The organism is Streptomyces sp. NPDC058375 (assembly GCF_042723425.1).
GTDB classification, from domain to species: domain Bacteria; phylum Actinomycetota; class Actinomycetes; order Streptomycetales; family Streptomycetaceae; genus Streptomyces; species Streptomyces durocortorensis.
The window spans coordinates 1-15211 of record NZ_JBHXJG010000180.1 but is presented as its reverse complement, the minus strand read 5'-3'; the positions used below and the strand labels follow the sequence as shown (position 1 = coordinate 15211).

At 70.4% G+C, this 15211-nt stretch carries 14 protein-coding genes; 1 reads left to right on the top strand and 13 read right to left on the bottom strand.

Features of this window, described 5'->3' with window-relative positions; translation table 11 throughout:
- Positions 1-71 precede the first annotated feature (71 nt).
- The 13 genes from metK to pyrR all read right to left on the bottom strand — a co-directional run bounded on the left by metK (position 72) and on the right by pyrR (position 14459).
- A complete protein-coding gene (gene metK / locus ACFWM7_RS24930) occupies positions 72-1280 on the bottom strand; it encodes a methionine adenosyltransferase (RefSeq protein ID WP_069737325.1) in 1209 nt (402 codons plus the stop codon).
- A gap of 232 nt (positions 1281-1512) precedes the next feature.
- The gene (gene coaBC, locus ACFWM7_RS24925) at positions 1513-2724 is read right to left on the bottom strand and encodes a bifunctional phosphopantothenoylcysteine decarboxylase/phosphopantothenate--cysteine ligase CoaBC (protein ID WP_383264141.1); all 1212 of its coding nucleotides are present in this window, start codon (positions 2722-2724) and stop codon (positions 1513-1515) included.
- Between the two features lie 149 nt (positions 2725-2873).
- Positions 2874-3146, bottom strand: a complete 273-nt coding sequence (rpoZ, locus tag ACFWM7_RS24920; RefSeq protein ID WP_030355514.1) for a DNA-directed RNA polymerase subunit omega — start codon at positions 3144-3146, stop codon at positions 2874-2876.
- A gap of 61 nt (positions 3147-3207) precedes the next feature.
- Positions 3208-3801 carry a guanylate kinase gene (gene gmk, locus ACFWM7_RS24915; RefSeq protein WP_383264138.1) on the bottom strand — a complete coding sequence of 198 codons (594 nt, stop codon included), beginning with the start codon at positions 3799-3801 and terminating at the stop codon, positions 3208-3210.
- Positions 3802-3839: 38 nt separating this feature from the next.
- The gene (locus tag ACFWM7_RS24910) at positions 3840-4163 is read right to left on the bottom strand and encodes an integration host factor (RefSeq protein WP_003970367.1); all 324 of its coding nucleotides are present in this window, start codon (positions 4161-4163) and stop codon (positions 3840-3842) included.
- A gap of 246 nt (positions 4164-4409) precedes the next feature.
- Entirely contained in the window at positions 4410-5249 is an 840-nt protein-coding gene (gene pyrF / locus ACFWM7_RS24905) for an orotidine-5'-phosphate decarboxylase (protein WP_383264136.1), read from the bottom strand.
- A complete protein-coding gene (locus ACFWM7_RS24900) occupies positions 5246-6358 on the bottom strand; it encodes a quinone-dependent dihydroorotate dehydrogenase (RefSeq protein WP_383264133.1) in 1113 nt (370 codons plus the stop codon). Before ACFWM7_RS24900 ends, pyrF begins: the two co-directional genes overlap by 4 nt.
- Positions 6359-6462: 104 nt before the next feature.
- A complete protein-coding gene (gene carB / locus ACFWM7_RS24895) occupies positions 6463-9771 on the bottom strand; it encodes a carbamoyl-phosphate synthase large subunit (protein ID WP_383264131.1) in 3309 nt (1102 codons plus the stop codon).
- Positions 9764-10903: a glutamine-hydrolyzing carbamoyl-phosphate synthase small subunit gene (gene carA / locus ACFWM7_RS24890; RefSeq protein WP_383264128.1), complete on the bottom strand. Its 1140-nt coding sequence runs from the start codon at positions 10901-10903 to the stop codon at positions 9764-9766. Before carA ends, carB begins: the two co-directional genes overlap by 8 nt.
- Positions 10900-11508, bottom strand: a complete 609-nt coding sequence (locus tag ACFWM7_RS24885) for a hypothetical protein (protein WP_383264124.1) — start codon at positions 11506-11508, stop codon at positions 10900-10902. Before ACFWM7_RS24885 ends, carA begins: the two co-directional genes overlap by 4 nt.
- Entirely contained in the window at positions 11505-12791 is a 1287-nt protein-coding gene (locus ACFWM7_RS24880; protein WP_383264121.1) for a dihydroorotase, read from the bottom strand. The genes ACFWM7_RS24885 and ACFWM7_RS24880 overlap by 4 nt, the downstream gene beginning before the upstream one ends.
- 2 nt (positions 12792-12793) lie before the next feature.
- On the bottom strand, positions 12794-13780 hold the full coding sequence (locus ACFWM7_RS24875) for an aspartate carbamoyltransferase catalytic subunit (protein ID WP_030800104.1): 987 nt from the start codon (positions 13778-13780) through the stop codon (positions 12794-12796).
- Positions 13781-13874: 94 nt separating this feature from the next.
- Positions 13875-14459: a bifunctional pyr operon transcriptional regulator/uracil phosphoribosyltransferase PyrR gene (pyrR, locus tag ACFWM7_RS24870; protein WP_069737333.1), complete on the bottom strand. Its 585-nt coding sequence runs from the start codon at positions 14457-14459 to the stop codon at positions 13875-13877.
- Positions 14460-14681: 222 nt separating this feature from the next.
- Between pyrR and bldD the strand changes: the two genes are divergently transcribed.
- Positions 14682-15182, top strand: a complete 501-nt coding sequence (bldD, locus tag ACFWM7_RS24865) for a transcriptional regulator BldD (RefSeq protein ID WP_003970358.1) — start codon at positions 14682-14684, stop codon at positions 15180-15182.
- Positions 15183-15211: the final 29 nt, after the last annotated feature.

The window sequence follows — 15211 nt, the reverse complement described above, 5'->3', positions numbered from 1 at the left end:
GGCAGCGGGGCCCGGCCACCGCGTTCGGTGTCCGGGCCCCGCCCTTGCGTGCTGTCGAAGACCTGCGGTCCTTACAGACCTGCGGCCGCGCGGAGCGCGTCCACGCGGTCCGTGCGCTCCCAGGTGAAGTCCGGCAGCTCACGGCCGAAGTGGCCGTAGGCGGCGGTCTGGGCGTAGATCGGGCGGAGCAGGTCGAGGTCCCGGATGATCGCGGCCGGGCGGAGGTCGAAGACCTCACCGATCGCGTTCTCGATCTTCTCGGTGTCGACCGCGGCGGTGCCGAAGGTCTCGACGAAGAGTCCGACGGGCTCGGCCTTGCCGATCGCGTAGGCGACCTGGACCTCGCAGCGCGCGGCGAGACCGGCGGCAACCACGTTCTTCGCGACCCAGCGCATCGCGTACGCCGCGGAGCGGTCGACCTTGGACGGGTCCTTGCCCGAGAAGGCGCCGCCACCGTGGCGGGCCATGCCGCCGTAGGTGTCGATGATGATCTTGCGGCCGGTGAGGCCGGCGTCGCCCATCGGGCCGCCGATCTCGAAACGGCCGGTCGGGTTCACCAGGAGGCGGTAGCCCTCGGTGTCCAGCTTGATGCCGTCCTCGACGAGCTGCGCGAGCACGTGCTCGACGACGAACTCGCGGATGTCGGGCGCGAGCAGCGAGTCCAGGTCGATGTCGGAGGCGTGCTGCGAGGAGACGACCACCGTGTCCAGCCGGACCGCCTTATCACCGTCGTACTCGATGGTGACCTGGGTCTTGCCGTCGGGGCGCAGGTAGGGGATGGTCCCGTTCTTGCGCACCTCGGACAGCCGCCGGGAGAGGCGGTGCGCGATGTGGATCGGGAGCGGCATGAGCTCCGGCGTCTCGTCGCAGGCATAGCCGAACATCAGGCCCTGGTCGCCCGCGCCCTGCTTGTCGAGCTCGTCCTCGTCGCCCTCGACCCGCTTCTCATAGGCGGTGTCGACGCCCTGCGCGATGTCCGGCGACTGCGCGCCGATCGAGACCGAGACGCCACAGGAAGCACCGTCGAAGCCCTTTTTGGAGGAGTCGTAACCGATCTCCAGAACCTTGTTGCGCACGAGGTTGGGGATGTCGGCGTAGGCCTTGGTGGTGACCTCGCCCGCGACATGCACCAGACCAGTGGTGATCAAGGTCTCGACGGCGACGCGCGAGGAGGGGTCCTCGCGCAGGAGCGCGTCGAGAATCGTGTCGCTGATCTGGTCAGCGATCTTGTCGGGGTGACCCTCGGTGACGGATTCCGAGGTGAAGAGACGGCGGGACACATCGCTCCCTGGGGTTGCAGCGGCTGCTGGCTGATCATGGGTGATACGTCCGAGAGCTGCGCTCGGTGCGTATCGTCGGCCAGTTTATCGGTCACATCCGGCGGTCGGGCCAGGTGTCTCGCCCTTTGGGAGGTTCGTGACGTGCGCCACGCAAGACACCAGTAGGACAATCCGCCCTCCCCGACCGCCACTTTGAGGCTTATGGGGCGATTTAGCTCACCCGGAGGGTTGATTATGAAATCGGCTGGAACCTGACGGAAACCAGATCCCAGACCGTGTCGGCAAGCGCTTCCTTGGGGCCGTACGGCACCGGCGTCTCCTGGCCGTCCGCGGCGAGGACGACCGCTTCGTTCTCCTCCGAGCCGAAGGTCCTGCGCTCCCCCACCTCGTTGACCACGAGGAGGTCGCAGCCCTTGCGGCGGAGCTTCGCACGGCCGTTGGCCAGCACGTCGTCGGTCTCGGCGGCGAATCCGACGACGATCTGGTCCGGCCGGGCCCGCTCCCCGGAGACCTCGGCGAGGATGTCGGGGTTGCGGACGAGGGTGACCGCGGGCGCCTCCTCGCCGTCCTTCTTCTTGATCTTGCCGGTGGCGTACTCGGCAGGGCGGAAGTCGGCCACCGCGGCCGCCATCACCACGACGTCCGCGTCGGGGGCGGCCTTCACCACGGCCTCGCGCAGCTGGACGGCCGTGCCGACCCGCAGGACGTCGGCCCCGGCCGGGTCGGGCAGCCCGGTGTTGGCCTCGATCAGGGTGACCCTGGCCCCCCGGGCCACGGCGGTGCGCGCCAGCGCGTAGCCCTGCTTGCCGGAGGAGCGGTTGCCCAGGAAGCGCACCGGGTCGAGCGGCTCGCGGGTGCCGCCGGCGCTGATCACCACATGGCGGCCCGCGAGGTCGGGCTCGGTGACCCCGCGCGCCAGCACCCGGCGGCAGACCTCGAAGATCTCACCCGGGTCGGGCAGCCGTCCCTTGCCGGTGTCGACGCCGGTGAGCCGCCCGACGGCGGGTTCGATGACGACGGCGCCCCGGCGGCGCAGGGTGGCGACGTTCTCCTGGGTGGCCGGGTGCTCCCACATCTCGGTGTGCATGGCGGGGGCGAAGACCACCGGACAGCGGGCGGTCAGCAGCGTATTGGTGAGCAGGTCGTCGGCGAGCCCGTGCGCGGCCTTGGCCAGCATGTCCGCGGTGGCCGGGGCGACCACCACAAGGTCGGCCTCCTGCCCGATCCGCACGTGCGGGACCTCGTGGACGTCCTGCCAGACCTCGTCGGAGACCGGGTGACCGGAGAGCGCCGACCAGGTGGCCGCCCCCACGAAGTGCAGCGACGCGGCGGTCGGCACGACCCGTACATCGTGGCCGGACTCGGTCAGCCGGCGCAGCAGCTCGCACGCCTTGTAGGCGGCGATGCCCCCGCTGACCCCCAGGACCACCTTCGGCTTGTCCACTGCGTCTCCCCGCACTCGGCACCGTAACGGCAACATGTGCGTCCCATGCTGCCTCACCGCACGCGGCGCGTTCATCCGGCCCCGGACACACCTCAGGCCCGGCGGACGGGCCGCCGGGCCTGGAGTGAAGGTGCTGTGGTGCTGCTGCGTTACTGCGCGGGGCCGTCGATGGCCTCGGAGGTCAGCAGACCGGCGTTGATCTCGCGGAGCGCGATCGACAGCGGCTTCTCGTGCACGTGGGTGTCGACGAGCGGACCGACGTACTCGAGGAGGCCTTCACCGAGCTGCGAGTAGTACGCGTTGATCTGGCGGGCGCGCTTGGCCGCGTAGATCACCAGGCTGTACTTCGAGTCGGTGGCCTCGAGGAGCTCATCAATCGGCGGGTTGATGATGCCCTCGGGCGTGGTGATGGAAGAGGACACTCTCTGCCTTCCGAAGGGGGTGTAGATCAAAGATCAATGAGATCTGGACGATCGCAGAGATCTAGGCCTGAAGCATCAACGTTAGCAGCTCGCGTGCCACGTCCTCGACGGAGGTGTTGACGAGCGTCGTATCGAACTCCGCCTCGGCGGCCAGCTCGACCTTCGCGGCGGCGAGCCGGCGCTCGATGACCTCGGGGGCCTCGGTGCCCCGGCCGGTGAGCCGGCGCACCAGCTCGTCCCAGCTCGGCGGGGCCAGGAAGACCAGACGCGCGTCGTCCATCGACTGCCGGACCAGCCGGGCGCCCTGGAGGTCGATCTCCAGCAGGACCGGCTCGCCCGCCTCCAGGCGGTCCAGCACGGCGCGGCGGGGGGTGCCGTAGCGGTTGCCCGCGAACTCGGCCCACTCCAGCAGTTCGCCGTTGGCGACGAGCTTGTCGAACTCCTCGTCGTCCACGAAGAAGTAGTGGACACCGTTGCGCTCCCCGGGGCGCGGCTTGCGTGTCGTCGCCGAAACGGAGAGCCAGACCTCGGGGTGCACGGTGCGCATATGAGCGACGACCGTGCTCTTGCCGACCCCCGAGGGGCCGGAGAGCACGGTCAGCCGCGGACGTACGTCCGGGGGTACGGGGGACGTCCCCCGGGATGTTGCAGCCATGGGGCGATTATCCAGGTTCTCAGGAGTGCCTGAGAACGTCAGGCGGGACTGCCGCCGAACTCACGCTCCAGGGATGCGATCTGGTTGGAGCCAAGACCCCTGACCCGGCGGCTCTCGGAGATGCCGAGACGCTCCATGATCTGCTTGGCGCGGACCTTGCCGACGCCCGGCAGGGATTCCAGCAGTGCGGAGACCTTCATCTTCCCGATGACGTCGTTCTCCTGGCCCTGCTTGATGACCTCGTGGAGGGAGGCGCCGGAGTGCTTGAGTCGATTCTTGACCTCGGCCCGCTCCCGGCGAGCCGCGGCGGCCTTTTCGAGCGCGGCTGCGCGCTGTTCAGGGGTAAGGGGCGGAAGAGCCACGCCTACGTCACCTCGGATGTCGATCTGTCGGATACGGACCCGCGGGGAAGCTCGACGCCACCCCACCAGGTGAGCGACGAACACACTGTGCTCGGCCGCTCTTCGACGGAGACTAGCGGCAAGGGCCGCTGTAGTCAGCGAGAACAGACGAAAAGTCCTGGTCAGCTGTGGCCGACCAGGATTTTCCCGACATATCGACCAGGTTTCCCGTCAGTAATTCGTCAACACGCTGTAAACGTGTCAGGGTCAGCTGCCGGATACGGCGCTGCGGACCTCGTCCGCGAAGCGTTCGGCTGCTTCGCGCAGCCCGGACGCGTCCGGGCCGTGGCGCAGCACGCCCCGGCTCACGCTGGGCACCACGTTGCCCACCGCGTCGCCGAACACCGCCGGAAGATCCGCGGGGGTCGCCCCCTGGGCGCCGATGCCGGGCGCGAGCAGCGGCCCGTTGATCGCCAGGTCCACCCCCGCGTCGCCGAGCGTCGCGCCGACCACCGCGCCGACCGAGCCGAGCGGAGCCGCCCCCGCGTTCTCGGCGGCCATGTGGTCGAGCATCAGCTGGGCGAGCGAGCGGCCGTCGGCGGCCGTGGCCCGCTGGACCTCGGCGCCCTCCGGGTTGGAGGTGAGGGCGAGGACGAAGACGCCCGCGCCGGAGACGGCGGCAGCGTCCAGAGCCGGGCGCAGCGAGCCGAAGCCCAGGTACGGGGAGACCGTCACCGCGTCCGAGAAGAGCGGCGAGTCCTTGTCCAGGTAGGTCGCCGCGTACGCGCCCATGGTGGAGCCGATGTCGCCGCGCTTGGCGTCCATCAGGACGAGCGCGCCGGCCGCCCGCGCCTCCTCGACGGCCTTCTCCAGGACGGCGACACCGCGCGAGCCGAACCGCTCGAAGAACGCGGACTGCGGCTTGAGCACGGCGACCCGGTCGGCCAGCGCCTCCACGACGGTCCGGGTGAAGCGCTCCAGGCCGGCGATGTCGTCGTTCAGGCCCCAGGAGGTGAGCAGCGACGCGTGCGGGTCAATGCCGACGCAGAGCGGCCCGCGGGTGTCCATGGCGTGGCGCAGGCGGGCGCCGAAGGGTTCGAGGGTCACAGGGCGGCCTTCTCCCGGGTCTCGGCGCCGACGGCCTCGGCGAGGGTGGCGTACGGGGAAGTGGCGAGCCGGGCCGCGAGGCCCTTGTGGATCGCGCGGGCGTAGAAGGGACCTTCGTAGACGAAGGCGCTGTAGCCCTGGACGAGGGTGGCCCCGGCGAGGATGCGCTGCCAGGCGTCCTCGGCGTTCTCGATGCCTCCGACGCCCACCAGGGTGATCCGGTCCCCCACACGGGCATACAGGCGGCTCAGGACCTCCAGCGAGCGTGCCTTGAGGGGGGCGCCGGAGAGTCCGCCGGTCTCCCCCAGCAGTTCCGGGCCGGACTTCAGACCCAGGCCCTCGCGGGCGATGGTGGTGTTGGTGGCGATGATGCCGTCGAGGCCCAGCTCCACGGCGAGGTCGGCGACGGCGTCGACGTCCTCGTCCGCGAGGTCCGGGGCGATCTTGACGAGCAGCGGGACGCGCCGGGTGGTGACGGTGCGGTCGGCGGCCTCGCGTACGGCGGTGAGCAGCGGGCGCAGCGACTCGGTGGCCTGAAGGTTGCGCAGGCCCGGGGTGTTGGGTGAGGAGACGTTGACGACCAGGTAGTCGGCGTGGGCGGCCAGCGCCTCGGTGGACTTGACGTAGTCCGCGGCGGCCTCGGCCTCGGCGACGACCTTGGTCTTGCCGATGTTGACGCCGACCGTGGTGCGGAAGACGGGGTTGCGGGCGGCGAGGCGGGCGGCGACGGCGGCGGAGCCCTCGTTGTTGAAGCCCATGCGGTTGATCAGCGCACGGTCGGCGACGAGCCGGAAGAGGCGCTTCTTGTGGTTGCCGGGCTGCGGTTCGCCGGTGACGGTGCCGATCTCGATGTGGTCGAAGCCGAGCATCGCCATGCCGTCGATCGCGACGGCGTTCTTGTCGAAGCCGGCGGCGAGCCCGAAGGGGCCGTGCATCCGCAGGCCGAGGGCCTCGGTGCGCAGCGCCTGGTAACGGGGGGCGAGGGCGGCGGCGACGAAGGTGCGCAGGACGGGGATCCGGGCGGCGAGGCGGATCCAGCGGAAGGCGGCGTAGTGGGCCTGCTCGGGGTCCATCCGCTTGAAGACCAGCCGGAAGAAGAGCTTGTACATGAAGAGGTGTCCTTGGTGCTCGATGTGCTCGACAGGACTCGCGAAGAGTCAACTGGGCTCGCAAAGAGGGGGACACCGTTTCCGGTGTCCCCCTCTCCGGGCGGCTAGTCGCGGGCCGCGGTCAAGTGTTCCGCGTGTTCCTGGAGGGAACGGACGCCTACGTCGCCGTGGTTGAGGGCGTCGATGCCCTGGACCGCGGCGGCGAGCGCCTGGACCGTGGTCAGGCACGGTACGGAGCGGGCGACGGCCGCGGTGCGGATGTCGTAGCCGTCGAGCCGGCCGCCGGTGCCGTACGGCGTGTTGACGATGAGGTCGACCTCGCCGTCGTGGATGTGCTGGACGATCGTCTTCTCGCCGTTCGGGCCGGGGCCCTCGGACTGCTTGCGCACGATCGTGGCGTTGATGCCGTTGCGCTTGAGGACCTCGGCGGTGCCGGAGGTGGCCATCAGCTCGAAACCGTGGGCGACCAGCTCGCGGGCCGGGAAGATCATCGAGCGCTTGTCCCGGTTGGCGACCGAGATGAACGCGCGGCCCTTGGTGGGCAGCGGGCCGTACGCGCCGGCCTGCGACTTGGCGTACGCCGTGCCGAAGACCGAGTCGATGCCCATGACCTCACCGGTGGAGCGCATCTCCGGGCCGAGCACCGTGTCGACGCCCCGGCCGTGGATGTCGCGGAAGCGCGACCACGGCATCACGGCCTCCTTGACGGAGATCGGCGCGTCCAGCGGCAGGGTGCCGCCGTCGCCGGTCTTCGGCAGCAGGCCCTCCTCGCGCAGCTCGGCGATGGTCGCGCCCAGCGAGATGCGGGCTGCGGCCTTGGCGAGCGGGACGGCGGTGGCCTTCGAGGTGAAGGGGACCGTGCGGGAGGCGCGCGGGTTGGCCTCCAGGACGTACAGGATGTCGCCGGAGAGCGCGAACTGGATGTTGATCAGTCCGAGCACGCCGACGCCCTTGGCGATGCCCTCGGTGGAGGCGCGCAGCCGCTTGATGTCGAAGCCGCCGAGCGTGATCGGGGGCAGGGCGCAGGCCGAGTCGCCGGAGTGGATGCCGGCTTCCTCGATGTGCTCCATGACGCCGCCGAGGTAGAGCTCGTGGCCGTCGTAGAGGGCGTCCACGTCGATCTCGATGGCGTCGTCGAGGAAGCGGTCGACCAGGACCGGCCGGGTGGGGCTGATCTCGGTGGACTCGGAGATGTACGAGGCGAGGCGCGTCTCGTCGTACACGATCTCCATGCCGCGCCCGCCGAGGACGTAGGACGGCCGTACGAGGACGGGGTAGCCGATCTCGTCGGCGATGGCCTTGGCCTCGGCGAAGGTGGTGGCGGTGCCGTGCTTGGGTGCGGGCAGTCCGGCCTCGGCGAGGACCCGGCCGAAGGCGCCCCGGTCCTCGGCGGCGTGGATCGCCTCCGGGGAGGTGCCGACGACGGGCACGCCGTTGTCCTTGAGCGCCTGGGAGAGGCCGAGCGGGGTCTGGCCGCCGAGCTGCACGATGACACCGGCGATCGGGCCCGCCAGCGATTCGGCGTGCACGATCTCCAGGACGTCCTCCAGGGTGAGCGGCTCGAAGTAGAGCCGGTCGGAGGTGTCGTAGTCGGTGGAGACGGTCTCCGGGTTGCAGTTGACCATGACGGTCTCGTAGCCCGCGTCGCTCAGGGCGAAGGAGGCGTGCACGCAGGAGTAGTCGAACTCGATGCCCTGCCCGATGCGGTTGGGGCCCGAGCCGAGGATGATCACGGCCGGCTTGGTGCGGGTCGCGACCTCGCTCTCCTCGTCGTAGGAGGAGTAGAAGTACGGCGTCTTCGCGGCGAACTCGGCGGCGCAGGTGTCGACCGTCTTGTAGACCGGGCGGATGCCGAGCGCGTGCCGGACCTCGCGGACGACGTCCTCGCGCAGCCCGCGGATCTCGCCGATCTGGACGTCGGAGAAGCCGTGCCGCTTGGCCTCGGCGATCAGGTCGGCATCCAGGCGTTCGGCGGAGGCCAGCTCGTCGGCGATCTCCTTGATCAGGAAGAGCTGGTCGACGAACCAGGGGTCGATCTTCGTGGCGTCGAAGACCTCTTCCTGGGTGGCTCCGGCGCGGATCGCCTGCATGACGGTGTTGATGCGGCCGTCGGTGGGGCGGACCGCCTCGGCAAGCAGCTCGGCCTTGTCGCCGACCGGGCCGGTGAAGGCGAACTGCGAGCCCTTCTTCTCCAGCGAGCGCAGGGCCTTCTGGAGGGCCTCGGTGAAGTTCCGGCCGATCGCCATGGCCTCGCCCACCGACTTCATGGTGGTGGTGAGGGTGGAGTCGGCGGAGGGGAACTTCTCGAAGGCGAAGCGCGGGGCCTTGACGACGACGTAGTCGAGGGTCGGCTCGAAGGAGGCCGGCGTCTTCTCGGTGATGTCGTTGGGGATCTCGTCCAGGGTGTAGCCCACGGCCAGCTTGGCGGCGATCTTGGCGATCGGGAAGCCGGTGGCCTTGGAGGCGAGCGCCGAGGAGCGGGAGACGCGCGGGTTCATCTCGATGACGATGACCCGGCCGTCGGCGGGGTCGATGGCGAACTGGATGTTGCAGCCGCCGGTGTCGACGCCGACCTCGCGGATGATCGCGATGCCGACGTCGCGCAGCCGCTGGTACTCGCGGTCGGTGAGCGTCATCGCCGGGGCGACGGTGATGGAGTCGCCGGTGTGGACGCCCATCGGGTCGAAGTTCTCGATGGAGCAGACGACCACGACGTTGTCGTTCCGGTCGCGCATCAGCTCCAGCTCGTACTCCTTCCAGCCGAGGATGGACTCCTCCAGGAGCACCTCGGTGGTCGGGGAGAGCGTGAGGCCCTGTCCGGCGATGCGGCGCAGCTCCTCCTCGTCGTGGGCGAAGCCGGAGCCGGCGCCGCCCATGGTGAAGGAGGGGCGGACGACGACGGGGTAGCCGCCGAGGGTGTCGACGCCGGCGATGACGTCGTCCATGGAGTGGCAGATGACGGAGCGGGCGGACTCGCCGTAGCCGATCTTCTCCTTGACGGCCTCGACGACGCCCTTGAAGAGGTCGCGGTCCTCGCCCTTGTTGATCGCCTCGACGTTGGCGCCGATGAGCTCGACGCCGTACTTCTCCAGGACGCCGTTGTCGTGCATGGAGATCGCGGTGTTCAGCGCGGTCTGACCGCCGAGGGTGGGCAGGAGTGCGTCGGGGCGCTCCTTGGCGATGATCTTCTCGACGAACTCGGGGGTGATCGGCTCCACGTAGGTGGCGTCGGCGATCTCCGGGTCGGTCATGATCGTCGCCGGGTTGGAGTTCACCAGGATGACGCGCAGGCCCTCGGCCTTGAGGACGCGGCAGGCCTGGGTGCCGGAGTAGTCGAACTCGGCGGCCTGGCCGATGACGATCGGACCGGAGCCGATGACCAGGACGGACTGGATATCGGAGCGCTTAGGCACGCTGGTCCTCCATCAGGGATACGAAGCGGTCGAAGAGGTACGCGGCGTCGTGCGGGCCGGCGGCCGCCTCGGGGTGGTACTGGACGCTGAACGCGGGCCGGTCCAGGAGCTGGAGCCCCTCGACCACCTGGTCGTTCAGGCAGACGTGGGAGACCTCGGCGCGGCCGAACCCGGTGTCGGAGACCTTGTCGAGCGGGGCGTCGACGGCGAAGCCGTGGTTGTGCGCGGTGACCTCGACCTTGCCGGTGGTGCGGTCCTGCACCGGCTGGTTGATGCCGCGGTGGCCGTACTTCAGCTTGTACGTGCCGAAGCCGAGCGCGCGGCCGAGGATCTGGTTGCCGAAGCAGATGCCGAAGAGCGGGGTGGAACGCTCCAGGACACCGCGCATGAGGGCGACCGGATGGTCGGCGGCGGACGGGTCGCCGGGGCCGTTGGAGAAGAAGACGCCGTCGGGCTGGACCGCGTACACCTCCTCCACGGTGGCGGTGGCGGGCAGGACGTGCACCTCGATGCCGCGTTCGGCCATCCGGTGCGGGGTCATGCCCTTGATGCCGAGGTCGATCGCGGCGACGGTGAACTTCTTCGTGCCGATCGCGGGGACGACGTACGCCTCCTTCGTCGCCACTTCGGCGGAGAGGTCGGCGCCGGTCATCTCGGGGGCCTGGCGGACCTTGGCGAGGAGGGTGCCCTCGTCGGGGATGGCCTCGCCGGAGAAGATCCCGACGCGCATCGCGCCGCGCTCGCGCAGGTGGCGGGTGAGGGCGCGGGTGTCGACGCCGCTGATGCCGACGACGCCCTGGGCGGCCAGCTCCTCGTCCAGCGAGCGCTGCGAGCGCCAGTTGGAGGGCTTGCGGGCGGGGTCGCGGACGACGTAGCCGGAGACCCAGATACGACCGGACTCGGGGTCCTCGTCGTTGACGCCGGTGTTGCCGACGTGCGGGGCCGTCATGACGACGACCTGGCGGTGGTAGGAGGGGTCGGTCAGCGTTTCCTGGTAGCCGGTCATGCCGGTGGAGAACACCGCTTCGCCGAAGGTCTCCCCCACGGCCCCGTAGGCGCGGCCGCGGAAGGCGCGACCGTCCTCCAGGACGAGTACGGCGGGGGTCTGGTCCCCCCGGGTGGAGATCGTCATCGTGCGGTGCCTTCCGTAGAGGTGCTGGTGAGTTCCGTGGCGGCCGGGGCGCCGGCGATCCGGTTGACGGCGTCGACCCAGGCCTGGTGCTCGGCGGCGTGGTCGGAGCGGAAGCCGGAGTCGATCAGCGTCTCGCCGTGCGCCCAGGTGATGATCAGGAGGCCGCCCTCGGGGAGGACCTTGCCCGCGAGCGCCTTGTCGAGGCGGGCCTCGCGCAGGGCGTCGGCCGGGATGAAGAAGTCGGCCGCTCCGGGGCGTACGACGTCCAGGCCGCCGGCGGTGAGCGTCAGCTCGGTACGGCTGCGGGTGCCGAGCCCGTGCGCGACGATCCGGTCGAGCCACTGCCCTGCGGTGGTGGAGGCGTGGTAGCGCCCCTGAAGCGTCAGCAGCGTCTCGTCGTCGGCGAAGTCCTCGGGGGTGGCCGGGAGCTCCGGCAGGTCCGACTGGAGGCTGGCGCGCCACTTCCAGCCCTGGCGCATCAGCCAGTAGACGAGGGCGATGAAGACGAACAGGCCGATCACCCAGGCGATGCGGGCGGCCCAGTCCGTCACTTCCGCCGACTTCTGCTCGGCGGCCAGGTGGTACAGGGGGGTCAGAGTTGTCACGCGAGCTTCCCGTCGACGACCGTGGCACGGCCCCGCAGGAAGGTGTGGGTGACGCGGCCCGGCAGCTCACGGCCCTCGTAGGGGGTGTTGCGGCTGCGGGACGCGAAGCCCGCGGGGTCCACTGCTCCACGGTATGCCGGATCGACCAGAGTGAGGTTGGCGGGCTCACCCGCCGAGACGGGGCGGCCGTGTCCTTCGAGCCGGCCGATGGCCGCGGGGCGGAAGGACATGCGGTCGGCGACGCCCGCCCAGTCGATCAGACCGGTGTCCACCATCGTCTGCTGGACGACCGAGAGCGCGGTCTCCAGGCCCACCATGCCCATGGCGGCCGCGGCCCACTCGCAGTCCTTGTCCTCGTGCGGGTGCGGGGCGTGGTCGGTGGCGACGCAGTCGATCGTGCCGTCGGCGAGCGCCTCGCGCAGGGCCAGGACGTCGGCCTCGGTGCGCAGCGGCGGGTTCACCTTGTAGACCGGGTTGTAGGTGCGGACCAGCTCGTCGGTGAGGAGAAGGTGGTGCGGGGTGACCTCGGCGGTGACGTTCCAGCCCTTGGACTTGGCCCAGCGGACGATCTCCACGGAGCCGGCGGTGGAGAGGTGGCAGATGTGGACGCGGGAGCCGACGTGGGCGGCGAGGAGGACGTCGCGGGCGATGATCGACTCCTCGGCGACGGCGGGCCAGCCGCCGAGTCCCAGCTCGGCCGAGACGATGCCCTCGTTCATCTGGGCGCCCTCGGTGAGGCGGGGCTCCTGGGCGTGCTGGGCGACGACCCCGTCGAAGGCCTTCACGTACTCCAGGGCGCGGCGCATGATCACGGCGTCGTCGACGCACTTGCCGTCGTCGGAGAAGACCCTCACCCCGGCGGCGGAGTCGTGCATCGCGCCGAGCTCGGCGAGCTGCTTGCCCTCCAGGCCGACGGTGACGGCGCCGACGGGCTGCACGTCGCAGTAGCCGGACTCCTTGCCGAGCCGCCAGACCTGCTCGACGACGCCGGCGGTGTCGGCGACGGGGAAGGTGTTGGCCATGGCGTGCACGGCGGTGAAGCCGCCGACGGCCGCGGCCTTGGTGCCGGTGAGGACGGTCTCGGAGTCCTCGCGGCCCGGCTCGCGCAGATGGGTGTGCAGGTCGACGAGGCCGGGCAGCAGGATCTGCCCCTCGGCCTCGATCACGGTGGCATCGGCGGCGTCGAGGCCGGTGCCGACCTCGGCGACGGTCTCGCCGTCGATCAGGACGTCCTGCGGCTCGCCGCCGAGGATCCGCGCACCGCGGATAAGAATCTTGCTCATGGTTACTTGTTCTCCTCGGTACGGGCGGGGGCGGCGGACAGCGCGGTGTCGGAGCCGCCGAGCAGCAGGTAGAGCACGGCCATGCGGATGGAGACGCCGTTGGCGACCTGCTCGACGACCGTGCAGCGGTCGGAGTCGGCGACCTCGGCGGTGATCTCCATGCCGCGGACCATGGGGCCGGGGTGCATGACGATGGCGTGTTCGGGCATCTTCGCCATCCGCTCGCCGTCCAGGCCGTAGCGGCGGGAGTATTCGCGCTCGGTCGGGAAGTAGGCGGCGTTCATCCGTTCGCGCTGCACACGCAGCATCATGACCGCGTCGGACTTCGCCAGCACGTCGTCGAGGCTGTAGCTGACGTCGCAGGGCCACTGCTCGACGCCCACGGGGACGAGGGTGGGCGGGGCCACCAGGGTGACGTGCGCGCCGAGCGTGGTCAGCAGGTGGACGTTGGAGCGGGCGACGCGGCTGTGCAGGATGTCGCCGACGATCGTGATGCGGCGGCCGTCCAGGTCGCGGCCGAGCCCGGCGTCGGGGCCGACGAGCCGGCGGCGCATGGTGAAGGCGTCCAGCAGGGCCTGGGTGGGGTGCTCGTGGGTGCCGTCCCCGGCGTTGACCACGGCTCCGTCGATCCAGCCGGAGGTGGCGAGCCGGTAGGGGGCTCCGGAGGCGCCGTGCCGGATGACGACGGCGTCGGCGCCCATCGCCTCCAGGGTGAGCGCGGTGTCCTTCAGGGACTCGCCCTTGGAGACGGAGGAGCCCTTGGCGGAGAAGTTGATGACGTCGGCGGACAGCCGCTTGGCGGCAGCCTCGAAGGAGATGCGGGTACGGGTCGAGTCCTCGAAGAAGAGGTTGACGACGGTACGGCCGCGCAGGGTGGGGAGCTTCTTGATCGGCCGGTCCGCGACCCGGGCCATCTCCTCGGCGGTGTCGAGGATCAGGACGGCGTCGTCGCGGGTGAGGTCGGCGGCCGAGATGAGGTGACGCTTCATCTGGGGTTCTCCGGGTGGCTGGAGGGGGTTTCAGGCATGCGGGCGCGCAGAAGGGCGCCGTACGTCCCCTCAAGGGCGTACGGGAGGGTTCGGGCTACTGCGCGTCCGCGGGTGCGGCCTGCTTGACGCCGAGCAGCACGGCGTCGCGGCCGTCCTCCTCGGCGAGCTGGACCTTGACCGTCTCCCGCAGCGACGTGGGGAGGTTCTTGCCGACGTAGTCCGCGCGGATCGGGAGCTCCCGGTGGCCGCGGTCGACGAGGACCGCGAGCTGCACCGCGCGGGGGCGGCCGATGTCGCCGAGCGCGTCGAGGGCGGCGCGGATCGTGCGGCCGGAGAAGAGCACGTCGTCGACCAGGACGACCAGGCTGCCCTCGATCCCCTCGCCGGGGATGTCGGTGCGGGCCAGGGCGCGCGCCGGGCGCAGCCGCAGGTCGTCGCGGTACATGGTGATGTCGAGCGATCCGACCGGCGTCTTCCGGCCGGTGATCTGTTCGAGTTTGTCGGCGAGCCGACGGGCGAGGAAGACGCCCCGGGTCGGGATGCCGAGCAGCACCACGTCGTCGGCGCCCTTGGCGCGTTCGACGATCTCGTGGGCGATACGGGTCAGAACACGGGCGATGTCGGGGGCCTCGAGAACGGGGCGCGCCGCGTTGCCGGTGTCGTCGTGCTGTGCGTCCATAAGAAACGGACCTCCTTCTCCGCCTCACGGGACGGATCGTTAAAGGACGTCGAAATTGCGTCATCCACGCTACCAGGGCTTGTGCTCGGCCCTGGCCCCGCCCCCGGGAGGTGCCGGTCCGGACCATTCGGCTTGACGCATCCAAGTAACGCTGCGTAACCTCACAGTGAGTTACCAGCCACGCGGCGGAGCCGCACACTGTTCCAGCGTCCGGGGAGCCATATGTCCAGCGAATACGCAAAACAGCTCGGGGCCAAACTCCGTGCCATCCGCACCCAGCAGGGCCTCTCCCTCCACGGCGTGGAGGAGAAGTCCCAGGGCCGCTGGAAGGCCGTCGTGGTCGGTTCGTACGAGCGCGGCGACCGTGCCGTGACCGTGCAGCGCCTCGCCGAGCTGGCGGATTTCTACGGGGTTCCGGTGCAGGAGCTGCTGCCCGGCACGACGCCGGGCGGAGCCGCCGAGCCGCCGCCGAAGCTCGTCCTGGACCTGGAGCGCCTCGCCCACGTCCCGCCGGAGAAGGCCGGTCCGCTGCAGCGCTACGCGGCGACCATCCAGAGCCAGCGCGGTGACTACAACGGCAAGGTGCTCTCGATCCGCCAGGACGACCTGCGCACGCTCGCCGTGATCTACGACCAGTCGCCGTCCGTGCTGACGGAGCAGCTCATCAGCTGGGGCGTGCTGGACGCGGACGCGCGCCGCGCCGTCTCCCACGACGAGGGCTGAGCGAGCGGGGCCCGACCCCACAGCAGAAA